Source organism: Jannaschia sp. M317, from assembly GCF_025141175.1.
Lineage (GTDB): Bacteria > Pseudomonadota > Alphaproteobacteria > Rhodobacterales > Rhodobacteraceae > Jannaschia.
On the sequence record NZ_CP081158.1, the window covers coordinates 14,746 to 37,119 of the forward strand.

Sequence of the window (22,374 nt, forward strand, 5' to 3'; positions counted from 1 at the left end):
ATGATCAAGACTGGCTATCGGAGGGTGTTGCCTGGGGGGGACCTTCAAGGACGAGGCTCTAGTTGCGCTCAGGCAGTAGATGAAAGAAAGGCGCAAGCAGCGTTAAGATAATTTTAATGCGAATCATAACTATCTGTTCGTGCACCCCAAACAATCGAGAAAGGTGTGTACGTTGGACTGCGCTACCTGCAAAACCGTTGGCCTGATCGAACAGGTCGATCAATATCCCGCTCGATTTTCGCGAACAATCATCTGCCCCGAACTGTGCGAGCACGCGCTCAGAGTTGTCCCCTATATGGATCATGACGATATGCGGTGGGAGACGGTTGAACCAGATGACCCGGTCAATATGACCCGCCCCTGTAAGGACAGCTCCTTACCAATCTCCGTTCACTATCAATCATCCAAGCTTATCCATACTTTTGTCGACAGAGTTCTAACGTCGGTCGATTTTGATATTGCGCTCGAAGGATCTGGCGTCACAGACATCAGTCTGGATGACGACTTAAGAGCCTTCCCGTTCATTGAGCGCAATATGCCGTATAGTTAACGCAGAATACCTACACGTCATAGTGGTGGCTCATTTTTTTACTGGGGGGTGTTAGTAATGACCGTTAACAGCACAATTCAAGGTGAAAATCAAGAAGAAATTCCCAAGATCGATTTGATAGTTGAGCTTACAGAAGAGTATGCGGCGAACAAAAAAAAATTGGAAGATTTGAGCTCTAGAAAAACTAGCGAGATTGAGAATCTCTATAAAGCAAGGTCCCTTTTTGCCCTGCGCTTGAAGCATAACGCTTATGTAAGAATGTTTACATCCAGAGAAAAGTTAATACTTGCTGGCTCAGGGGCGACAAGTTTATCCCAAAAAACAAAAATGGAAGTCAGAAATTCCATATTGGGTTTGCAGGGTGAGGCGCTAAATAATGAAGAAATCATCTGCTCCCTGATAGATGATTTGCAGCGCCAAATTGAAAAAATAAATCAGAGGCAGAGCGATTTAAAAGACATTATTTTGGAGGCAACCCCCTTCTCGACGGATGGAGCTCTGGCCAAGCTCGAGATTATATCAGAGTTAATGCTTGATTCGGGTGGCTTGGAGTTGGACATAGTATCGTATCACATTCATCAATGTGTTATTTTATTATTATCTTCCCTTGGGGGGGCTTCTTCGTCGATAAGTTTTGAGGGTCTTTTGCTGCCAGATCCGCCCTGTCAGGAAATCATCCTTTAGGCACCGGTGCCACAGTGGAAAACTACGAACTGTGGTGGTAAAGAGTATCGTTGGTGGCATGACAATGCATCTTGGGTTAAAATGGGCTATTAAGTTTGAGCATCATTGTTTAAATCTATTGGCTCGGCTCCTGCAGATATTTTTTAATTACTTTAATCGATCCATGTGCCATGTTGAAGGCGCAGGAGGATTTCGCTACTAGCCTTGTCCTGACGGGAATTCGACTCATAAAAATTCTGTGGCGAAAATGTAGCTTTCGATTGATCGAGTGATGGCCCCCTCCCCAAGTAGGGGCGCAATATCAATCATTATTGTGCGAACGGAATTCGATATGAAATCAGTGTAGTCTATGGAAAGACCAGATGGGGTCAACGCAAGCGAGGCTTCGTCGAAAACCGCGCCGCCACGATTGTAGAAGCGAATGATGTCACCCCCTTCAGTGTCGAAATCTGTAATTGTCGTATCAGTCGACGTGCGTGTAAATTCGAATACGTCAGCGCCTGGGCCTCCTGTGAGAATGTCGACACCAGCGCCGCCGAAAATGACGTCGTCCCCATTTCCCCCAAGGATATGCTCGCCATGGCTGGTGCCCCAGATCGTATCGTTTCCAGCCCCTCCATCAACTTCGAGGCCACCGGGCGGCATCACGTAGGAATCGCTGGTCAAGTCGATGATGTCATTGCCGCCCATGCCTTCGATGCGCTCGATGCCCCGCAATCGCAATGCAGATGGTGTGCCGTCGGCGGCCGGCGGCAAGGCCACGTCAGGATGCCGCTCGGAATAGGCATCGTCGAGGAACAGGGCTTCGGAGGCATCGCCCAATTGCAGCGTATCCCGACCGGCGCCCCCGTCCGCGAAGATCGCGAACGTATAGTGATCGGCGAGCGAGAGAAAGGCTCCTGTCCCTGTCTGCACGGCACTGTCGATGTTGAATGCGCCCATTCCCGGCAGTGTCAAATGATCGGTGGTAACGACCATCAGGTCGTCACCGCTGCCCCCGGTCAGGTAATCGACGCCGGTGCCAGACCAAATCGTATCGTTCCCGGCTCCACCGTGCAGAACGTCATCTCCGGTACCGCCCAGGATGCGATCATTCCCCTCACCGCCGTAAAGGGTGTCGTTGCCGAAGCTGCCGACCACGCGATCGTCGCCGTGCCCGCCGTCGAGGATATCGTCCCCGGCCTCCCCGTGGAGGGCATCGTTACCATCTTCGCCGCGCAAAAGATCCGCGCCCTCCCCACCGTGCAGATGGTCGTTGCCGCCCCCGGCTATGATGGTGTCGTCCCCCTTGCCGCCACGGATGTCGTCCCGCCCCTCCGTGATCGCCGAAAGCTCGACGCGCACGATCTCCCAGGGGCGCAGATCCAAGTAGATCTTGCGACCGGTCATGACATGACCGTTGGACTGACTTACGATAGGAACGGCTTCGTCCTCCGTAGTGGTGCCGTCTTCGCTGTAGAGCCGGGTGACCAGTAGGAACGACGGCGTCGCCGGGGCAAAGGCACCCAGATCGACGGTTGCCTGACCGCCATTATGAACGGTCTGCGCGCTGCCGCTTCGCTCCGCCACGAACAGGGTGCGGGCGTCGCCATCGCCGAAGCCGTGCACGTCGATCCGGCTGGTGACCTCGAAGTCGAACAGAGCCTTGTGCCCGAGGGTCGTTTCCGAGAGCCATTGAAACATAACTCCGCCGAACGTCAGGCGTTCATCGCCGGTATCGACAAGAGTCCTGTGAATTTGCCCGGGGCTTCCGAATGTGGTCGGCCAGAAGTTGGCACCGTCGATTCCGTGGGAAACCAGTTCGAAAAACGCCTCCACCGTCGTATGCGCGTAATGAAGTCCATTAGCATTGCCAAGGTTGCGATCCGAATTACTCGACAGCGGGTTGCGGGGGCTCCATTCCGTAATGTGGTAATCGAGGTCTTCCACTCCGAGACGGTCGGTGAAGATCTCGGGGACTCGGCTCAGGGCAAAATCTCGCTGATCGTCGATGCCCTCAAAACCCGCGTCAAAATAGACGTGACCGACAATTCCGTCAATCAGCTCAGCCGCCCCGCGAGAAGCAAGAATTTGGTCTGCTATCAGGTTCGTCTGGGTGCCTGCATTGCCGGATCCGGGCATCGTCGCGGACATCCAACCAACCGGAAGTACCCCGCCACGTGGCGTCGACATGTGGACAGTGAAATCACCGAATCCATCCGGCTCAAGATAGACCGTCCGGTCCGCGAGGGGGCTGAACTTGTTGGCGCTGGCGGCAACTTGGACGATGATGTCGAGGTCCGGGTAGTGCCGAGCCAAGAATTTCGACAACTGTCCGGACAGATACCCGTATTCGCCTGCAGTCATGCGGCCGCTTCCCCAGAATTCGTTGCCAAGTTCCAGGCGTGATATCGCCGTGCCGTTCTCCCTTGCCTGTTCGATCGAATGATCGACGAACCGGCGAACCTGGTCGAAGTAGTCCGGCGTGAACGCGCGACGGTCTCCATAACTTCCGGTTGCCAGGGCCTGACCTGCCGATTGTGCAAATGCGATCCTCGTGGGAATCACGAGTTGCACGCCCGCGCCTATATGGCCGGCCACTTCGAAAAACTCGGATATCGGCGTGATCCGACGGGGCGTGCCGCCCTCATCCAGAAAGGTTTCGACGCCCCAATCCCCGGTTACAAAGGAAGCCTCTGCAAAGATGCTCTCGGTGACGCTTCCGCCGGGGAAGCGAAGCGTTTCAATGCCCAATTCAGCCAGAATATCTGCCAGCCCCTCGTCTCGGCCAAATTCGAAATCGTAGCTTGTGACGTAATTCGCTCCGAACATATCCCCGTTGATACGGACATCGGAATATATATTGCTATCGTCAATCGTATACTGCGCCATGAACGAAGCTCCTGTCGTGTTCGACAAAGATCTTCGGGGCGCGGAAGGTCTATTTTGGGTCTGGCTTCGCTCGCAGAAACGGCTGAATTTTGAATATTGAGAATATTTTTCGAATAAGAAATACGTAATTTTAGGTGTTTGGCTCCCTCATCATTTAGAATAATTTTAGCGGTAGTACCCTGCAGGTAATCGAATTTCTGTCCTGCGGAACTACTATTCTAGGAGCGGGAGAGGCTCTATCTGTAGGACAGGAGAGCGTTGCTCACGATCTGTGGCATTTCCAGTCGTGTATCGCGCAGCGTAGCGGGATCTTCGCCGGGCAAAGATTGAAATGTCCACGATCCCGTCTCCACCCTGGCGACGAGTTTTATGCCGGAAATCTCGTCATTTTCGCCGGTGCCACCCTGAGTATCATAGAGAACCGCGCCTTCGGTCGACCATTCGTATCGTTCCGGAAACACATCCCCTCGGGGAACGAAGTAGACGTTCGATCCGGTATGATGGGATATGGCATCCCCTTCCCCGTCACCCTGTTCGATATAATTTGCTGACAGGACAAATAGACTACCAAGAGCCGGCTCCTCCATGTCGATGCAGATGTCCTCCTCCATCGCAGCGTCGATGATGCTCACCTCGTCTTGCAGGAACCAGTCGGATGTCGCCGGTGGAAGACGGGATATCGCATCTCCGTCGAGATCAATATCCGCGTCCCCCTTTGCTTCGGCAGAGCCTGCCTGCTCCGTCATTTCGTCCTCGGCCTCTGTAAAATTGACCGATCCGACATCCTTCGTCGGAATGGCGATTTCGTCAGATAGTGGTGTGGCGGCCTCACCTGCTCCCTCGTCCGGGAATGCGATGTCGAGAAAATCATCTGTCACTTCCCCTTCGTCCGTCGCGGCCGACCTCATGTCTTTGGTGTCCGTCTCGTCGTTTTCGGGGGCATCTTCATCGGTGGCCGACGTACCGTCCGGCACCATCGCAAAGGCGAGGGCAGTGCTGCTGAGCAGGAAAAGGCTGAAGAATATCATCGGCGAGGACCTCTTATTTCGATGATTATATCAGACTGAGGAAGTTTTTTGCATGTTTTAGGTCAAGATGGTTACTAATACTCACGCCACCTGAACTGCTCCCTCACATATCCGCCGGGAGAACTGGGCGCATAAGCGTTCTACCAATCAAGAGAATTTGAAGTAGCACCCTGAAATGAGGCCACGAGAGTATTAGGGTCAAGACCTATTGATTTTCGGTTGGCTGCGTGGTTCGCGGTTGACCCGCTCCCCAAGGTTCCCTCATTCGTAACGAGAGTCTGCGGGTCTGGTTTTCGTAGTCTTGGTTTTCGGTTTGGGCAAGCGCGCCGGGCGCGGAGCCCTCAAATTGCTCAAGCGTCCGGCGCGCTTCTGCAGGTGTTTGGTTTCCCAGCGACGAGTGCGGTCTGACGTTGTTGTAGTCGTAACGCCAAAGCGCCAGTTTTCGCCGGGCATCGTCGAGGCTGTCGAACATCTCCTTGTTCAGAAGCTGGGCGCGCAGGCTGCCGTTGTAGCTTTCGATGAAGGCGTTCTGCTGGGGTTTGCCCGGATCGATTTAGTGCCAGTTCACGCCGTTCTCGTTCGCCCATTTCAAGATCGTCAGGCTGGTGAACTCCGTTCCGTTGTCGCTGATGATACTGGCCGGTTTGCCATACAGGCGGACGAGCGCATCCAGGTCCTGTGCAACCCGTGCCCCTGAGATGCTGGTGTCAGCCATCAGGCACAGGTTCTCGCGGCAGCAATCGTCGTTCACCGCCATGATGCGGAACCTGCGCGAGGCCCCGAACGTGTCGGACAGGAAGTCCAGCGACCAGCGCTCACCTGGCCGCAGAGCCCCTGGCATCGGCGTCCGCGATCCCCGCGCCCGTTTCCGGTCCCGTCGCCGCCTGGCGCCCAGCTTCTCCTCGGTGTACAGCCGATAGAGCTTCTTGTGGCTCATGATCATCCCCTTGCGCTCCAGCATCACGCCGATCCGCCGATAGCCGAACCTGCGCCGCTTGGCCGCGACGGCCTTCATTTCCTTGCGTATCTCAGAATTGTCTGGCGGGCGTTCACGCCGGACCGTCTTCGGATCGACACCGACAAGTCGGCAGGCCCGGCGTTGCGAGATATCGTGATCCCGCATCGCCTGATGCGCTGCCGCTCGCCGCTCATTCGGTGTCGTCAGCTCTTTCCCAGCAGATCCTTCGGGACGACATTGTCCAGCATGGCGTCGTCCAGCAGACGTTTGAGCCTGGCATTCTCGTCCTCCATCGCTGTCAGTTTCGCGACGTCGGACACCTCCATGCCGCCATACTTGGACTTGTATTTGTAGAACTTGCCCTGGCCGAGACCGTGCTTGCGGCACACCTCAGCCGTTGGCATCCCAGCTTCCTGCACTTTGATCATCCCAATGATCTGAGCTTCCGTGAAACGGCTCTTTCGCCCTCGCAGCCCTCGTCATTTACCGGCTATCAGTCCCGGCCCTAGATTGCGGTTTCTATTGGACGGCCTTTTTGATCGAGATAGTAATTTCAGAGACCAGATGTAGCCTTGTGCCGTAGTGCCGCGGTGAATGTCCGCGAAGGGCCGTCCATGCACCCCGACACGAGGGGCGGGAAGCAGCTCTTCGCTGCAGGTGCGAGACCTCAAGAGCGCATCGACGAAACCGGACCTTGATGCCAATCGACGCTTCTTGCGGCTTGTTGCCCAGATCGCGCGGCCAGCAAAAAGGGTCAGTTCTTATCGCCACCAGCTACGTGTCCGCCGGCAGGCGCTTGAGCTTGGCTGCGTCACGCGCCTCCAATTCCAGCGTTCAGGTCAGCGGGGACCCAGATGATACAATTTCTGTTGAACACCCTCGACGGTTGACGTCAGCCGGGGTATTCAGAATCAGGTTGAATAAAGCCCGGCCCCACAGAAAGTATGAATTAAGATAGCGATCATGGCTTAGGTATCGCTCACGTTTTTTGGTTTTTAGCATTGATTTCAGGAAAAGCTATGTCACCTTCCTTACCAACTGATTTGAGCGGTCTTTTTCAGGGATCTGTTCTTGTTCCGAATGAACTTACGGATTGGGATACCAGCCATGTCACATCTATGGCCCGTATGTTTGAAAACAATTATAAAATTGATGTTTTAGCGCCATTTAATGTGCCGGGATATGAACCGGATTTAACTGGTTGGGACACTGGAAATGTGACGGACATGTCCAGGATGTTCGCTGCTGCCGATAACTTTAATCAGGACATCAGCAGCTGGAACACTGAAGCGGTGAGCAACATGGTCGGAATGTTCAATCACTCGTGGCGTTTTAACCAGGACATTTCCAGCTGGAATACCAGCAATGTCTCTAACATGGAAAACATGTTCCAAGATGCCTGGCATTTTAATGGTCAGCTTGGTGACTGGGACACCGGCAATGTGACGGACATGAGGGACATGTTCAATCACGCTTACCGGTTCAACCAAGATGTCGGCAATTGGGATACCAGCCGGGTTACCAATATGGCGAATTTGTTTTTCAGTGCTTACGACTTTGACCAGAATATCAGCGGCTGGAACACGAGCGAAGTGACGGATATGTCCCATATGTTCGATACTGCAACGAGTTTCAATCAGGATATCGGCGGCTGGGACACCAGCAATGTCACAGACATGTCTTACATGTTTTTTCAAGGTGGCGAATCTGGTGACGGGCGTTTCAATCAAAGCCTTGGAAGCTGGGACATTTCATCCGTTGTCGACATGACACAAATGCTGTCCCACTCTGAGATGAGTACAGAGAACATAGATGCAACCTTGGCTGGCTGGGCCAGACTTGACGCTGGCGAAACCCGTATACCGACAGGCATCTCGTTCGGTGGCTACGGTATATATTACAGCGACGTAAGCGCCTATACGATTTTGACTGAAACCTATGGCTGGGAGATTAACCTGTTGCGCGAATTCAGGCTTGCGCCGGAGGATGACACGATAGACTTGTCCCGGTTGGCTGTGCGCGCAAGGATTCTTGGGCTGGAAGGGCACGACAGCATTACCGGAACCGGGAATGGCGATGAATTGCACGGGGGGGACGGAGACGACATTATTCGCGCCGGTTCAGGCGCCGACTATGTGTTCGGAGAAGCCGGGGATGACCGGATTTTGGGTGGCCTGCGCCCTGACCGTTTATATGGCGGTTCTGGCGAAGACACGATCTGGGGCGGCCCGGGCAACGACTATATTTGGGGCGGAGAGCACACAATTTACCCTTTCCAAGATTCAGGAGATGTAATTTTTGGCGGCGACGGAGACGAGCAGATTTATGCTGGGCCAGGCGAAGACAGGGTTTCCGGTGATGCCGGAAAAGATTTCATAAGCGGCGAAGACGGAAACGACATCCTGGCTGGCAACGCCAATGCTGATGTACTGTGGGGCGGTGATGGCGACGATTTCCTGAATGGCGGTTATGGCTTTGATGTTTTGACTGGGGGCGCTGGAGCCGACAGGTTTTATCATCTTGGTATCGGCCATCACGGAAGTGAATGGATACACGATTACAACGCTGGAGAAGGAGATGTTTTGGTCTTTGGCGGTTCTGCAACGCGCGATCAATTCCAAGTCAACGTATCCAGAACGGCAAATTCTGGCGCGAACATTGTGGACGAAGCATTCGTAATTTTCCGACCAACAGGGCAGATTCTGTGGGCTCTTGTGGATGGCGATGACCAAGACGAATTAAATATCCGAATAGGTGGGCAGGACTTTGACTTGCTTGTTTAGTCTCAAGACTCATAACCAGAAGATGACGGTTGCGGCGAGAGCGATGGCCAAAAAGAAGACGGTTGGCGATCTGTCATAGCGCGTTGCTATAGTCCTCTTTGGAGTGCTGCACCGCCGCAACCCTGATGCATATTGAACGGCGGCTTTGGGCCGGAAGCCTCGCAATTCGCCACCCGGCAGAGTAGAGAGGGGTAGCTCCCTTCGACACTCTCCCAAGCATGACAAGCGAGCCTCGTTTTCATGCACGCGCAGAATGTCACGCAAGAAAGCAAAGCCCAGGACCGGGGAAGAGATCCGGAGTTACCTGCTCGCCAAGGGTCTTCGTTGTCGACTTCGTCGGTGGCCACGAGAAGCAAAAACCCTTCCATAGAAAATTTCACTATTCAGAAACACATGCGCTGACGACAGATAAATCAAGTTCAGGGAGTTCTCTGCGGCACACCCTTGCTAGTCCTAAAAAACTGATACAATCTAAAGCCGGAGCAGCTCAGAACGCAGCCTAGCCACCTGCTTGCGAAATCACCCGCAGATATTGACATCAAAATATCTCAACCAGTTTTACCGAAAAAATAGGAAGTACATAGCCTCATGGCTCAGATTGCATTTTATCAACAGACAAATATGTCCGCCATTGGTTTTACGTACGGAGAACTTCATACTGCCACTTCAAGTCAGATTGTCGTGTCCGCTGGTCCACTGACAAGTTCCTATTTTGGGAATTTTTCTTACAGCCCAACCGGAACTGTTTCTGGTGTGCTCACTGGTTATGAGGGTAGGGTTGGTGGTGCATTACAGGTATCAGTACGAGAAATAAATATCGATGCAACTCAGGTATATGCGGCAATAGTAAGCCTTGACTCCAACAGGTTTCTAAATCTAGCACTGTCTGGTTCGGATACACTTTCAGGCTCCAACGGATCAGACCTTCTTTTTTCTCTTTCTGGATCAGATACGATTAGTGGAGGCGGTGGAAATGATACGTTGAATGGCGGGCTTGGACCGGATTATTTGTTTGGTGGCAATGGGGATGATTTCATTCTTGGTGGATCCGGCTATTCAGATTTACGTGATGTGATTTATGGAGACGATGGAAATGACTCCATTCACGGCGGATATGGAAATGACGAGCTGCACGGTGGTTTTGGAAACGATTCCGTTGAGGGTGGATTCGGTTCGGACTGGGTGATTGGAAATGAAGGTGACGATGTGCTGTCTGGTGGAGCGTTGTCCGACCTAATTTATGGAGGGTTCGGGTCTGATTTTATTAACGGTGGTTTTGGCTTTGACCGTTATAATGGCGGAGCTGGTGGCGATCGCTTTTTCCATGCCGGTGTTGCAGGGCATGGGACAGATTGGATACAGGATTATAACGCCAGTCAAGCTGATGTGTTGCTTTTTGGAATTGTAACAGCGACGGGGGATGATTTTCAAGTCAACTTTGCCGAAACGCGAAATGCCGGTGCCTCTGAGGTTGCTGAGGCGTTCGTTATCTACAAGCCAACAGGTCAAGTAATGTGGGCACTGGTAGATGGCGCTCTACAGGAGGATATTTTGGTTCAGGTTAATAACGATGGCGTCAACATGATTTATGATTTGATTTAAAATATCTACTCGTGGAAATATATCGCATTTTATGAGATCAGGCTTGCTTCCCCCTTGCGTCTCGCCCTCGGAACTGGCCATAGAAAGCCATTTCGGTCAGGGTTCCACAACAACGTCCATTGCCGCCTGACCCGACACAACCTGCATAACCCGCGACAGTCAGGGCAGCCGGTAGATCCGCCGTGCGGTGTCGTGGAAGAGGTCGCGGATGATCGGCTGTCCCTGCCCGGCCAGGATTTGCGACAAGCTGGCGATCTGATCGTCGAAGCCGCAATTCACACCCTCGACCGGCAGGTTCGATCCATACATCAGCCGCGCAGAGCCGAGCGTCGTCAAGGCATGCGAAAGGTAAGGGGTCAGGACCGAGGGCGTCCAGGTCCGGTCAGCGGTCCAGAGGCCGGACACCTTTACGGTGACGTTCGCGCAGGCCGCGATCCGATCGATGCCCGCTCGCCATTGGCCCCCGTTGCCAGGTTGGTCCGGTTCAAGGGTTGCGAAGTGATTGATGACGATCGTCAGATCCGGCAGGGCGGCGGCCAGATCGGCCACTTCGGAAAGCTGGGCGGGCACCACGACCATTTCGAGGACCAGGCCCAGGCCTGCGAGGTGGCGCGCCGCGATCCGAAACGCCGGGTCCGCCAGGCGGTGCGGTGCATTCGCCACGCGCCAACGCCCCGCCGCGTCCCAGGCGACGGGCGTGCGCACACCGCGCAGGCGATTGCTGGCGGCAGCGTGGTCATCGATCAACCGCGTGGCACCAGGGTCGGACAGGTCGACCTCTGCCACGATGGCAGATGGCCAGCCGGTCGTCCGGGCCAGTTCGTGCAGCCACCGCGTCTCGTCGACGGGATCGGCCGCGCCGCAATTGGCCTGGACGTGCACGCTGCCGACCAGATCGACAGAGGCGGTTTCCGCCAGATAGTCCGGCGGCAGGACGTCGCGACGGATCGCCGCCTTGTCGCCGAACCGGGCGGCTGGCGCATCGGGCGCCAGCCAGTGATAGGGAAACCGCGCCAGCTCCCAGAAGTGATGGTGCGCGTCGATGACCGGCACGCCCTGAAGCAGTCCAGCAGTCAATAGGTGGCACGCCCACCGGACAGATCGAAGACCGCCCCCGTGGAAAAGCTGTTCTCACGCGAGCACAGCCAGACGATCATGGCCGCCGCCTCGTCCAGTTCCAGAAAGCGGCCCCGCGGAATCTTGGACAACATGTAGTCGATATGTTCCTGCTTCATCTGGTCGAAGATCCGCGTGCGTGCCGCAGCAGGCGTGACGCAGTTCACCGCGATGTCGAGGTTGGCCAGCTCTTTGCCCAGGGATTTCGTCAGGCCGATGACCGCCGCCTTGGAGGCCGAATAGGCCGAGGCGTTGGGATTGCCTTCCTTGCCGGCGACCGAGGCGATGTTGACGATGCGACCGTAACCGGCCGCGGTCATCGAAGGCACGACCGCACGGTTGACGTGGAAGGTGCCCAGCAGGTTGACCTCGGTGATGGCGCGGAATTCGTCCACCGGATACTCGGCCAGGGGGGCGTTCGCCCCCGCGATCCCGGCGGAGTTCACAAGGATGGAAATCGGATCGCCCGCGGCCAGGGTCGCCTCGGCGGCGGCCTGCACGCTGTTCCAGTCAGAGATGTCGACGCCGTGGGCCGTGGCCCCGCCGCCAAGTTCCTGCGCGGCCTGTTCCGCCAATGCGGCATCGCGATCCCAGACGGCGACGCGGGCCCCGCCTGCCGCTAGGCGGTTTGCCACGGCCCGCCCGATACCCTGCGCGCCGCCGGTGACCACCGCCAGTTGGTTTTCGAATTGTGTCATGCCTTGTCTGCCCTTGAATCCAGAGAAATGCTATGTGCCAGGCCGCCTTGGCTGGCCGATTGAAGCACTGCGTGCAGCGTCTCGACGGCGCGCGCGCCGATGTCGCCGGCGCTTTCGTTTCTTTCGCGCCCGAGGGCCACGTCGACCAGCCGGTTGGGTGGTCCCTCGCAGCTGTAGGTCCAGTCGCCAGGGGACACCTGCGCGACCTCCGTCTCGCCACCTTCGGTCTTGAGAACCATCCGCTCCGTTTCGATGTCCAGCAGGACGGAACCCTTGGTGCCGTAGAGACGCAGATCCACCTCGAAGCCGTGGCCGTTCGGCACGCCGCAACTGCCCGACAGGACCCCGGTGGCCCCGTTGGTGAACCGCACGGCGGCGGCGTCATGCAGGTCGATGTCGGTCGGGGCCTGGAATGCCATGGACCGAACTTCGGCGACGCGCAGGTCGGTGGCCCAGAACAGGATGCCCAGGGCATGGGACAGTTGCCCATAGGCATAGCCGCCCCCCTGATCCGGCGCTTCCCAGGTGCTGCGGTCCGGCTGGATCGCGATGTGCTTCCACCGCTCCATCCCGCCACCGGAAAAGATGCCCCGCGTAAAGGACGCCATGTGGCAGACGACATGCTCGATCGTTCCGATCCGCGCGGTAAAGTCGCGCAGGGTGTCGAGACCCGTCTTGTAGTTCCAGCCATAGGCCACCAGCAACTCGCGCTTGCACTCGGCGGCGATGCGCACCAGGTCCCAGGCCTCTGCGGGGTCAAGGCACATCGGCTTTTCGACCAGGACGTGACAGCCCTTTTCGAGAAAGGCGCGCGCCTGTTCGTAGTGCAGATTGTGTGGCGAGGCGATCACCGCGATGTCGATGTCCCGGTCGAGAATCTCGCGCCAGTCCTCGGTCGCGAAGGCAAAGCCGAATTCATCGCGGATCAGGTCCAGCTCCGCACGGCCAAGACGGCACACGCTGTCGAGCGTGACCTCGGGCCGGGCGGCCAGCACCGGGATGTGCATGCGGTAGGCGAAATGCCCTGCCCCGACGATGGCAGCCTTCAGCATGGTTGGCCCCGCCGCGCGCGAGGTTGGCAGAAAGGGGTCGGTTCGGTCATGTGCTGTTCCTGATCTTCAATGAATAACCGATGTCGTGAACCTCACGCTCGGCTTCGCTGCCCTGCAACCGGTCGAACACCAGCTCGGCGGCGCGTTCGCCGATGGTGCGACCGGGGATGTTCACCGTGGTCATCGTCACCGGCAGCAGAGACGACAGGCTCAGGTCCCCGAAGCCTGCGATGGCGACGTCCTGCGGAACGCGCACGCCGTTGGAAAGGCACCACAACATGGCCCCCTGCGCCGGCAGTTCCGCCAGGAAGAACACCGCGTCCGGGGGCGTTTCGCGCGCCAGAAGCGCCTTGATCGCCGGCCCGCCCGCCTCGATCGTCGCGGGGTGTTCGAATTCTATGATCGCCTCGGGCGCCAGGGTCCGCCCGGCGTCGCGCATGGCATCCTCAAAGCCCCGCAGTCGGTCCGCGGCCTGGTCATTGTTCTGCGCGGCCCCGCCCACGATCACGATCTCGCGGTAGCCGCGGTCGATCAGATAGCGGGTCATGTCGCCCGCGGCGCGGTAGTTGTCGAAGCCGACGGCGCTGTCGATCACCGTGTCGGACATGTTCCAGGCTTCAACCACCGGGCCGTCATATCGTGCCAGCATCGCGCGGGTGGCGTCCGTATGCGAGAATCCGGTCAGGATGATTGCGTCGGCCTGTCGGGCGATGAAGGTCCGGACCGCCGCCTCTTCTGCTGCGGGGGACCAGTTGCTGACGGCAAGCAGCATCCGCAGGCCATGCGCATCCAGCTGTCCGGTCACACCTTGGGTGAAATCGGAGAAAAGCGAACTTGCCAGGATCGGCACCACGACCCCGATCATGTCGGAGCGTTTGGACACCAGGGACCGCGCCGTCAGGTTCGGCACATAGCCCAGTTCCGCGATGGTCTGCTGTATACGCTCGCGCGTGTCGGCGCGTACGGTCTCGGGCTGCCGCAAGGCGCGGGATACGGTGATCAAGGACAGGCCAGCCGCCCGCGATACATCCTTCAGCGTTACCTTTCTGCCGGTCTTCGTCCCCATCCGGCGTCCTTTCTGGTCGTTTTCACCCCTCGGCGCCGCACGCCAAGAAGTTTTCAAAAATACAATTGACACACGAGTATCATTGCAACTAACGTCCGTCAATAAGCAATGACACTCGTATATCATTTGCTGAATGTCAGGGTCACCGACCCTGTTTTCTAGGGAGGAAGACATGACAGACCCGATTAGCAGACGCCGATTCCTCGGCACCACAGCGGCCGTCGGCGCCGCAACCCTCGCCCCGACGATGCCCGCACGTGCGGCCGCCGGAGACGTGTCCGTATGGAAATTCGGCGGCACCCCCACCGAGGTCGAGCAATGGGCGCTCCGCAATGACGCCTTTGCGGCGGCGAATTCCGACATCGACCTCAACTATTCCTACTTCAACGGCCAGATCCGCCGTCAGAAGATCCTGGCCGGGTTCCAGACCCGTCGCCTGGCTGACGTGATCATCGCTTTCGGGCAGGACATCCCGGAATTCGCGGGCTTCGACATGATCCAGCCCCTCGACGACATCGCCGCCGACAAGATCGAAGGCTGGAAAGAGCGGATCGTGCCCGAGGTGCTGGCCTCCGGGATGCACGAAGGCAAGCTCTATGGCGTGCCCACCTATGTCGACATGGCGAGCTTCCTGGCCGTCAACCTGGACGCCCTGGAAGAGGCAGGTTTCGACCGCCCGCCCGCCACCTGGTCCGAGCTGCGCGAATACGCCAAGGCCATGACCAAGCCCGACCGCCCCGGTATCGCCTTCCCGGCCACGACGGCGCCCGTCGACATCAACATCTTCGAGGGTCTGGCCTATGCCAACGGCGGACGCATCTTCGACGAGGAAACCGGCAAGGTCACGCTGAACGATCCGGGTGTCGTCGATGCCCTGCAGCTTTACATCGACCTGATTGCCGACGGGTCTACCCCCGCGGCGACCTCGCTGACCGAGACCTTCTTCCGCGACACCGCGCAGCTGTTCGGTCAGGGGCGGTCGGCCATGTGGATCGGTCTGTCCTGGCTCAACACGCCCTGGGGTGTGTCCGAAGACGTTCGCTGGACGGGCGTGCCCTTCCCGCGCCCCGACGCGCCCAGCGGCAGCTTTGCGCCCGTCAATGCGATCATGGATCCCACTGCGATCCTGATGGTGTCCTCGCGGTCCGAGAACCCCGAAGCGGCGATCGAGTATCTCGACTTCTGGTCGCAGAACGAGCAGCTCGAAATCTGGGGCGGTCAGCCCGAGGTCGCGCGCATCCCCGCCGGCAAGGCCGCCTGGGACAACAGCGAGCTGGCCGAAGTCTGGCCGAACTGGGTCAAGGCCTACAACGAAGGCAACCTGTTCGAAGGCGCGGCTCCGATGCCCCGTTTCATCGGTGTCTCGGCCATTGAATCCGCGCTCGGCACGGCGATCCAGGAAGCGATCCTTGGTCAGAAGACGCCGCAGCAGGCGCTCGATGACGCCACCGCAGCCGCCCAGACGCAGATCGACCTGATCCGCGGCTGACCCGCGGGGCGTATGGCAGGCTCGCAAGGACCCTCCCGAGGTCCTTGCGGGCCCTGCCAGCCCCTCCGGCATTCACGAACGTCCGAACAACAACCTCCCGAGGGGGCCCGACGACCATGCAAAACGACCGCCTTCTGGCGTATTTCATGATATTGCCTGTGGTGGCGGCTGTTCTCGCCTTCGTCGTCGGGCCAACTTACAACGTCGGCACGCTCAGCCTGACCCAGGTGGTCATGGGGCAAGAGCGGGGCTTTGGCACACTCGGAAACTTCCGGGCGCTGATCAACGACCCGGTGTTCCTTCTGGTGATGAAGAACACCGCGATCTGGATCGTCGGCGGCACCCTGGCCTGCGTCTCCGTGGGGCTGGCCGTGGGCACGTTCCTCGCGATCGACTCCAAGATGACGACCGGCCTGCGCGCCCTGATCCTTCTGCCATGGGTCCTGCCGGATGTGGTGACGGCCATGGCCTGGAAATGGATGCTGCACGGCCAGGTCGGCATCATCGGCCAGACCCTGACCTCGACCGGCCTGACCGACGAGCCGATCTCCTTCATGGGGGACCCGGATCTGGTGATGTGGATGCTGGTGGTGGTTCTGGTCTGGCGCAAGATGCCGCTTGTGGCGCTGATCCTCTGCGCGGCCATCCGCTCCGTACCCGATGAACAGCTGGAAGCGGCGCGCATGGACGGGGCCACGGCATTCGAGAGGTTCCGCTTTGTCGTGATCCCGAACATCGCCTTTTCGCTGACGGCGGTGACGGTCATCTCGATGATCTGGATCACCGCGGAATTCGCCCTGCCCTGGATCATGACGGGCGGCGGGCCGGCCAATGCCAGCCAGATCATGGCAACCTACATCTATCAGCAGAGCTTCGAGTTCTTCAATTGGGGCGTCGCCTCGGCCATGTCGGTGGTCAACCTCGTCATGCTCGCTTCGATCGTGGGTCTCTATCTCTACATCAATCGTCGCTCCTGGGCGTCGGAGGGGACACGATGAACGAAACGTCACGCACCTGGTACTGGACGGGGCTCAGCCTGATCGGCCTCGTCATTGCCCTCTATGTCCTGTTCCCGATCTTCTGGCTGTTCCTGGCCTCGTTCAAGACGCAGTCGGAACTGGCCAGCCTGCCGGTCGCCTTCTGGCCCGAGTCCCTGACTCTGGACGCCTACAAGGCGCTGTTCTCGCCCACGCACCAAAAGGGGCAGCTGCTCGACTGGCCGCAACTGATCGGCAACAGCTTTTTCATCGCCATCACCTCGACGATCCTGGTGGTCTTCTTCGGCACGCTGGCGGGCTATGCCTTCGCCCGGCTCAACTTTCCGGGGCGCGACCTGATCCTCGGCGGGCTCCTGATCAGCCGGATGTTCCAGGGCGCGGCGCTGCTGCTGCCGACCTACCGGTTGATGAACGCGCTTGGTTTGCAAGACAGCCTGATTGGCCTCGTACTGCTCTACAGCGCCTTCGGCCTGCCCTTCGCCACCTGGATCATCGCGTCCTCCTTGCGGGAAATCCCGCGCGAGCTGGAAGAAAGCGCGATGATGGACGGGGCGTCCCGTCTGCAAAGCATGGTCATGGTGGTGCTGCCCCTGGCAACGCCCGCCCTGATCACCGCCGCGATGTGGCACTTCGTGGGGGCCTGGTCCGAATTCGCCTTTGCCTCGATCCTGCTGGAATCCAACGATACCAAGACGGTGACGATCGGTCTGGCCAGCTTCGTGGAGCTGTTCACCCTGGAATTCCAGTTCGTCGGAGCCGCCGCGACCATCGTGGCCCTGCCGATCATGCTGATCTTCTTCTTCGGGCAGCGCTACTTCACGCGGGGCCTGCTGGCAGGGGCGGTCAAGGGATGAAGATCCTGGCCGTCACCGCGCGGGCCGTCGATTGCGGCTTTCAGAAGCAGGCGCTGCAAACCTCCCGCGTGGCCTCGCCCATGTCCCGCTTTCCGCAGTTCGCCGAACGACGGTCCAGCTGGATGTGGCCCACCAAGAAGGTGTTCCTGCGGATCGAGACCGAGGACGGTCTGACCGGCTGGTCCTGCACCAACGGCGGCGAGGTGGTCGAGTTGATCCTCAACGCGCATCTGGCGCGGCTGCTCGACGGGCAGGACGCCGGGGACATCGACCTGCTGTGGGATCAGATGGTCGCGGCCCTGCTGCCCAACGACCGGTCGGGCTTTGCGATGATGGCGGTCGCGGCTGTCGACATCGCGCTGTGGGACCTGCGGGCCAAGCGCGCGGCCGTCCCACTGGTCGATGTGCTGGGCGGGGCCCGCACCGACACCCTGCGCACCTATGCCACCACCCCGCAACCCGACGCGTTGGCGGGCGGGGCTTGGGCCGGGCTGAAGGCCGCCGCCCCCTACGGACCCGAAGCCGGGGCCGAAGGGCTGGCGGAAAACGTCGCGCTGATGCACCGCTTCGCCAAGGCGGCGGGGCCCGAGACACCGATCATGATCGATGCCTTCATGGCCTGGGACGCCGACTATGCCCTGCGCTTTGCCGAAGCGATGGCCGATCTGCCGCTGGCCTGGCTGGAGGATCCGCTGCCGCCGAACGACATCGACGGGCTGATCCGCCTGCGCGACGGGATGGATCCGTCCGTGCCGCTGGCGCTTGGCAACTTCGCCTTCTCTCGTTCCGATTGCGCCGAACTGATGCGCGCGGGCGTCGCGGGCATCCTGCAACCGGATGTCGCCTGGGCCGGTGGCATCACAGAGGCGCTGCGGATCCTCGACATGGCGGCGGAAACCGACACGCCCGTGATCCTGCACAACACCTGCGAACAGCCCTGGTCGCTGTCCCTCGCGGCCGCCCGCCAGGACGACGCGCTGGTCGAATTCGTCGATCGCGGTGCGCAATCGCCGTTGTACGGCCTGATTGCGCCCCACCCCGACATCCAGGCCGGTCAAACGCCCGTGCCCCGCGATGCCGCCGGGTATCGCCCCGCCGAGGTGGCCCTGTCCGCCTTTCCTTCCCCGACCTTGCAAGGAGCCTGACCGATGGGATCGCTCGCCCTGAGAAACATCCGCAAATCCTACGGCGCCGTCGAGGTCCTCCACGGGATCGACCTCGACATCAAGGACGGCGAATTCACCGTCCTCGTCGGGCCCTCGGGCTGCGGGAAATCCACCCTGCTGCGCGCCATCGCCGGCCTGGAGACGATCAGCGATGGCGACATCGTGCTGGACGAGGACCGGATCAACACCCGCCAGCCCAAGGAACGCGACATCGCGATGGTGTTCCAGAACTACGCGCTTTATCCGCATATGAACGTGGCGCAGAACATGGCCTTTTCCCTGCGCCTGGCCAAGGTCTCCAAGGAGGAGCAGGATCGCAAGGTCCGCGCCGCCGCCGAGATCCTCGACCTGACCGCCCTGCTGGAACGGTATCCCCGTCAGCTTTCCGGCGGCCAGCGGCAACGCGTCGCCATGGGGCGGGCCATCGTGCGCGACCCCAAGGTCTTCTTGTTTGACGAGCCGCTGTCGAACCTGGACGCCAAGCTGCGCGTCCAGATGCGCTCCGAGATCAAGGAACTGCACCAGAGGCTGCGGACAACCACGGTCTACGTCACCCACGACCAGATCGAGGCGATGACCATGGCCGACAAGATCGTCGTCATGCGCGGTGGCCACGTCGAACAGATCGGCACCCCGCTGGAGCTTTATGACAACCCGGCCAGTGTCTTTGTCGCGGGCTTCATCGGATCGCCCGCCATGAACTTCCTGCCGGCCCAGGTGACCGCCCGTGGGGTGGAAACGCTGCAGGGCGAACTGATCGGCCCCGCGCCCGCAGGATGTCCCTCCGGCCGGACCGTGACGGCGGGCTTCCGCCCCGAGGACATTCGCCTGGGGACCGACGGCATTGCCGCCCGTGTCACCCTGGTGGAACCCACGGGGGCCGAAACGCAGCTTACGTTGAAGCTGGGCGGGACCGCGATCGTCGTGACCACGCGCGACCGCATCACCCTGGCCCCGGGCGACCCGGTCCACCTGTCGGTGGAACCCGGCAAGCTGCACTGCTTCGACACCGAGACAGAGCGTACGCTGTCAGACGCGTCCGCAGTCGCCGCATGAAGATCTCGGACGTCCGTGTCATCCGGTTCCGGACCCATGCCGATCGCTGGGACATCGGCCACGCCCGGCTGAAGCCGAAGGCCGAGGTGATCCAGACCGTGACCTGCATCGACACTGATGCGGGTCTCACGGGCTACTTCTTCGGCGGCGGCAAGCATGGCGACCAGGACGGCATGACCCCCGACGAACAGCGCCTGATCGAAGGCCAGGTCCGCGACATGATCCTGGGCGCCGATCCCTTCGACCGGGAACTGATCTGGAAATGGATGTGGGTGCGCAACATCCCCGAAGTCGCCCAGAGCGTGATCGACTGTGCGCTGTGGGACCTGGCGGGGCGCCACGCGGACCTGCCGGTCTACAAGTTGATGGGCGGGGCGCGCGACAAGGTGCCCGCCTATGCCTCCACCTATCCCAACATCGGCCAGCCGCAGGTTTACGCCGAACACGCGCTGGCCTGCCAGGCCGAGGGGTATCGCGCCTACAAGATCCATCCGCACTACTTCTGGAACCCGGACACCGGGTTGCCGACCAACGGCCGCCCGTCCAACATCCGCGCCGACATCGAGACGGTGAACCTGGTGCGCGAAGCGGTCGGCCCGGACATGGTGCTGATGTACGATGTCTGGGGCACCTATCACACCATCGAAGAGACGATCAAAGTCGGGCGCGAGCTGGAGAAGCTCGATTTCTACTGGTTCGAACATCCGATGCCGGAATACCGGGTGGAAAGCTATCGCAGGCTCTGCCGCGAGCTGTCGATCCCGATCCTGGCCCCGGAAATCGCCGCAGGCGGCGTGTTCACGCGGGCCGAATGGATCCTGCAGGGCGCCTCGGACATGAGCCGGATGGACATCCGCCGTGGCGGTGTCACCGGGTGCCGCAAGACCGCCGTCGTCTGCGAAGCCTTTGGCCAGCGCTGCGAGATCCACATGGCCGGCTGGGGCAACCTGCAGGTCATGGGCGCCACCTCCGAAGACACCAGCGAATGGTACGAAAAGGGGCTGCTCGCCCCCGGTGTCGACTACGACGCGCCGCATCCCTACCTGGAACGCAATTGCGACCCGATGGACGCGGACGGCATGGTCGCCCTGCCGCAAGGGCCCGGCCTGGGATACCGCCCGGTCTGGGATTACATCGATGACAACCGGGTCACGCCATGACGATCTACCGGCGTGCCTGGACGATGCAGCTCAAGCCCGGCGCGGCACAGGCCTATGACGCCGCCCATGCGACGGTCTGGCCCGACCTGCGCCAGAACATGATCGACGCCGGCATCCATCGGTTCCACCTGTTCCGCTCTGGCCAGACGGTCTTTGCGATGCAGGAACGCCTGCAGCCCTTCCCACCTTCGGGCACGCCGCCCAGCGAGGTCACAATCCGCTGGTGGCAGGCCATGGCCCCCCTGATGGAGACGGTCGACGGCCTCAGACCGCTGCAGACCGACCTGCGCGAGGTCTTCTCCCTCGTGCCCCCCGATTCAAATGAGGAGCCCCCGCATGAGCGGCATGACCGGCATCGTCCCGATCCTTCTGACCCCCTTCACCGATGACGGTGCCATCGACGAGACCAGCCTCGCCCGCGAGGTCGAGGCGACGCTCGACACGGGCGTTCACGGCCTGGGCATCGCCATCGGCAGCGAGATCTTCAAGCTGACGCCCGACGAACGCCTGTCGCTGTTGCGCCAGGTGGCCCGGCAGGTCGACGGGGCCGTGCCGTTGGTCATGAATACCTCCGCACCGGGGACCGACGTCGCCGTGCGCCTGTCGGTGGACGCAGCCGAGGCCGGGGCCACGCGCCTGATGATCTGGCCACCCGACTTCTTTCCCACCGGACCGGATTCGGTGATCGAACATCTGTCGCGCATCGCCGCCGCGACGGGCCTGCCCATCGTCCTGCAGGATGTGCCGCAATCACCGATCCCGCCGTCGCTGGCCCTGCGCATCATGCAGGACGTGCCGTCGGTCGACACCATCAAGGTCGAAACGCAGCCGAACGTCGAACAGGTCCGCGCCATGGTCGGGGCAGTGGGCGACTCCCTGACGGTTCTGGGTGGGGCCGGCGGCGGCACCCTGGTCGAGGAATATCGCCGCGGCGCCCGCGGAACCATGCCATTCGCCAGCCAGGCCGCCGATTTCATGGCCGCCTGGACAGCCCTCGAATCCGGCGACGTCGCCGCCGCCGAGCAGATCATCGAAACCCGGATCCTGCCCGTCAGCCGTCTCGGTTTCCAGGGTCGCGACCTGTTCTACCACGTGCACAAGGCCCTGCTGCTGCGCGACGGGATCTTCGACACGGCCCATGTCCGCGCGCCGACCCATCGCCCCGACGACACGACCCTTGCCGAGATCGCGCGCCTTGTCGCGCGGCCAGAACTGGCAAACCCCGCTAAGAAAGGCTGAAAGA

General features: G+C 59.8%; 17 protein-coding genes and 2 pseudogenes. 11 read left to right on the top strand and 8 right to left on the bottom strand.

Annotation, left to right across the window (positions count from 1 at the left end):
- Positions 1-607: 607 nt before the first annotated feature.
- Positions 608-1,234: a hypothetical protein gene (locus tag K3551_RS19180; RefSeq protein WP_259920256.1), complete on the top strand. Its 627-nt coding sequence runs from the start codon at positions 608-610 to the stop codon at positions 1,232-1,234.
- A gap of 225 nt (positions 1,235-1,459) precedes the next feature.
- Here the strand turns inward: K3551_RS19180 and K3551_RS19185 are convergent, their stop codons facing one another.
- From K3551_RS19185 to K3551_RS19195, 3 genes and pseudogenes are all read right to left on the bottom strand, one after another.
- Entirely contained in the window at positions 1,460-4,105 is a 2,646-nt protein-coding gene (locus tag K3551_RS19185) for a calcium-binding protein (protein WP_259920258.1), read from the bottom strand.
- 236 nt (positions 4,106-4,341) lie between these two features.
- Positions 4,342-5,133 (bottom strand): hypothetical protein, encoded by a 792-nt coding sequence (locus K3551_RS19190; protein WP_259920261.1) that lies wholly within the window; start codon positions 5,131-5,133, stop codon positions 4,342-4,344.
- Between the two features lie 205 nt (positions 5,134-5,338).
- Positions 5,339-6,519, bottom strand: a pseudogene (locus K3551_RS19195) (IS3 family transposase).
- 591 nt (positions 6,520-7,110) lie between these two features.
- On the opposite strand from K3551_RS19195, the gene K3551_RS19200 reads away from it, so the two are divergent.
- Complete coding sequence (locus K3551_RS19200) at positions 7,111-8,874, top strand: BspA family leucine-rich repeat surface protein (protein ID WP_259920263.1); 1,764 nt, start codon at positions 7,111-7,113, stop codon at positions 8,872-8,874.
- A 9-nt stretch (positions 8,875-8,883) separates the two neighbouring features.
- On the opposite strand, the pseudogene K3551_RS19205 reads toward K3551_RS19200, so the two are convergent.
- Positions 8,884-8,970, bottom strand: a pseudogene (locus K3551_RS19205) (IS5/IS1182 family transposase); the annotation flags it as partial.
- A gap of 492 nt (positions 8,971-9,462) precedes the next feature.
- Between K3551_RS19205 and K3551_RS19210 the strand changes: the two are divergent.
- Complete coding sequence (locus K3551_RS19210; RefSeq protein WP_259920265.1) at positions 9,463-10,476, top strand: calcium-binding protein; 1,014 nt, start codon at positions 9,463-9,465, stop codon at positions 10,474-10,476.
- 159 nt (positions 10,477-10,635) lie between these two features.
- Here K3551_RS19210 and K3551_RS19215 read toward each other — a convergent pair whose 3' ends face one another.
- The 4 genes from K3551_RS19215 to K3551_RS19230 are packed head-to-tail and all read right to left on the bottom strand — an operon-like array spanning position 10,636 to position 14,408.
- Positions 10,636-11,553 (bottom strand): amidohydrolase, encoded by a 918-nt coding sequence (locus tag K3551_RS19215; protein ID WP_259920267.1) that lies wholly within the window; start codon positions 11,551-11,553, stop codon positions 10,636-10,638.
- Complete coding sequence (locus tag K3551_RS19220) at positions 11,550-12,290, bottom strand: SDR family NAD(P)-dependent oxidoreductase (RefSeq protein WP_259920184.1); 741 nt, start codon at positions 12,288-12,290, stop codon at positions 11,550-11,552. Before K3551_RS19220 ends, K3551_RS19215 begins: the two co-directional genes overlap by 4 nt.
- Positions 12,287-13,342 (bottom strand): Gfo/Idh/MocA family protein, encoded by a 1,056-nt coding sequence (locus K3551_RS19225; RefSeq protein ID WP_259920186.1) that lies wholly within the window; start codon positions 13,340-13,342, stop codon positions 12,287-12,289. The genes K3551_RS19220 and K3551_RS19225 overlap by 4 nt, the downstream gene beginning before the upstream one ends.
- A 46-nt stretch (positions 13,343-13,388) precedes the next feature.
- Positions 13,389-14,408, bottom strand: a complete 1,020-nt coding sequence (locus tag K3551_RS19230) for a LacI family DNA-binding transcriptional regulator (protein ID WP_259920188.1) — start codon at positions 14,406-14,408, stop codon at positions 13,389-13,391.
- Positions 14,409-14,580: 172 nt separating this feature from the next.
- Here K3551_RS19230 and K3551_RS19235 point away from each other — a divergent pair, with 172 nt between their 5' ends.
- The 8 genes from K3551_RS19235 (at position 14,581) to K3551_RS19270 (ending at position 22,370) form a co-directional block, all read left to right on the top strand.
- Positions 14,581-15,897 carry an ABC transporter substrate-binding protein gene (locus K3551_RS19235; RefSeq protein ID WP_259920189.1) on the top strand — a complete coding sequence of 439 codons (1,317 nt, stop codon included), beginning with the start codon at positions 14,581-14,583 and terminating at the stop codon, positions 15,895-15,897.
- Between the two features lie 116 nt (positions 15,898-16,013).
- Positions 16,014-16,895, top strand: a complete 882-nt coding sequence (locus tag K3551_RS19240; protein WP_259920190.1) for a carbohydrate ABC transporter permease — start codon at positions 16,014-16,016, stop codon at positions 16,893-16,895.
- Complete coding sequence (locus tag K3551_RS19245) at positions 16,892-17,749, top strand: carbohydrate ABC transporter permease (RefSeq protein ID WP_259920191.1); 858 nt, start codon at positions 16,892-16,894, stop codon at positions 17,747-17,749. Before K3551_RS19240 ends, K3551_RS19245 begins: the two co-directional genes overlap by 4 nt.
- Positions 17,746-18,894 (top strand): enolase C-terminal domain-like protein, encoded by a 1,149-nt coding sequence (locus K3551_RS19250; RefSeq protein ID WP_259920193.1) that lies wholly within the window; start codon positions 17,746-17,748, stop codon positions 18,892-18,894. Before K3551_RS19245 ends, K3551_RS19250 begins: the two co-directional genes overlap by 4 nt.
- A gap of 3 nt (positions 18,895-18,897) precedes the next feature.
- A complete protein-coding gene (locus tag K3551_RS19255) occupies positions 18,898-19,971 on the top strand; it encodes an ABC transporter ATP-binding protein (RefSeq protein ID WP_259920196.1) in 1,074 nt (357 codons plus the stop codon).
- A complete protein-coding gene (locus K3551_RS19260; protein ID WP_259920199.1) occupies positions 19,968-21,131 on the top strand; it encodes an enolase C-terminal domain-like protein in 1,164 nt (387 codons plus the stop codon). Before K3551_RS19255 ends, K3551_RS19260 begins: the two co-directional genes overlap by 4 nt.
- A complete protein-coding gene (locus K3551_RS19265; RefSeq protein WP_259920201.1) occupies positions 21,128-21,520 on the top strand; it encodes an L-rhamnose mutarotase in 393 nt (130 codons plus the stop codon). The genes K3551_RS19260 and K3551_RS19265 overlap by 4 nt, the downstream gene beginning before the upstream one ends.
- Positions 21,468-22,370, top strand: a complete 903-nt coding sequence (locus tag K3551_RS19270) for a dihydrodipicolinate synthase family protein (RefSeq protein ID WP_259920203.1) — start codon at positions 21,468-21,470, stop codon at positions 22,368-22,370. The genes K3551_RS19265 and K3551_RS19270 overlap by 53 nt, the downstream gene beginning before the upstream one ends.
- The last annotated feature ends 4 nt before the right edge of the window (positions 22,371-22,374 follow it).

Excerpts from the sequence above, each read along its gene's own strand:
- K3551_RS19180 (WP_259920256.1), top strand. The coding sequence starts at position 608 with ATGACCGTTAACAGCACAATTCAAGGTGAAAATCAAGAAGAAATTCCC.
- K3551_RS19185 (WP_259920258.1), bottom strand. The coding sequence starts at position 4,105 with ATGGCGCAGTATACGATTGACGATAGCAATATATATTCCGATGTCCGT.
- K3551_RS19190 (WP_259920261.1), bottom strand. The coding sequence starts at position 5,133 with ATGATATTCTTCAGCCTTTTCCTGCTCAGCAGCACTGCCCTCGCCTTT.
- K3551_RS19200 (WP_259920263.1), top strand. The coding sequence starts at position 7,111 with ATGTCACCTTCCTTACCAACTGATTTGAGCGGTCTTTTTCAGGGATCT.
- K3551_RS19210 (WP_259920265.1), top strand. The coding sequence starts at position 9,463 with ATGGCTCAGATTGCATTTTATCAACAGACAAATATGTCCGCCATTGGT.
- K3551_RS19220 (WP_259920184.1), bottom strand. The coding sequence starts at position 12,290 with ATGACACAATTCGAAAACCAACTGGCGGTGGTCACCGGCGGCGCGCAG.
- K3551_RS19225 (WP_259920186.1), bottom strand. The coding sequence starts at position 13,342 with ATGCTGAAGGCTGCCATCGTCGGGGCAGGGCATTTCGCCTACCGCATG.
- K3551_RS19230 (WP_259920188.1), bottom strand. The coding sequence starts at position 14,408 with ATGGGGACGAAGACCGGCAGAAAGGTAACGCTGAAGGATGTATCGCGG.
- K3551_RS19235 (WP_259920189.1), top strand. The coding sequence starts at position 14,581 with ATGACAGACCCGATTAGCAGACGCCGATTCCTCGGCACCACAGCGGCC.
- K3551_RS19240 (WP_259920190.1), top strand. The coding sequence starts at position 16,014 with ATGCAAAACGACCGCCTTCTGGCGTATTTCATGATATTGCCTGTGGTG.
- K3551_RS19245 (WP_259920191.1), top strand. The coding sequence starts at position 16,892 with ATGAACGAAACGTCACGCACCTGGTACTGGACGGGGCTCAGCCTGATC.
- K3551_RS19250 (WP_259920193.1), top strand. The coding sequence starts at position 17,746 with ATGAAGATCCTGGCCGTCACCGCGCGGGCCGTCGATTGCGGCTTTCAG.
- K3551_RS19255 (WP_259920196.1), top strand. The coding sequence starts at position 18,898 with ATGGGATCGCTCGCCCTGAGAAACATCCGCAAATCCTACGGCGCCGTC.
- K3551_RS19260 (WP_259920199.1), top strand. The coding sequence starts at position 19,968 with ATGAAGATCTCGGACGTCCGTGTCATCCGGTTCCGGACCCATGCCGAT.
- K3551_RS19265 (WP_259920201.1), top strand. The coding sequence starts at position 21,128 with ATGACGATCTACCGGCGTGCCTGGACGATGCAGCTCAAGCCCGGCGCG.
- K3551_RS19270 (WP_259920203.1), top strand. The coding sequence starts at position 21,468 with ATGAGCGGCATGACCGGCATCGTCCCGATCCTTCTGACCCCCTTCACC.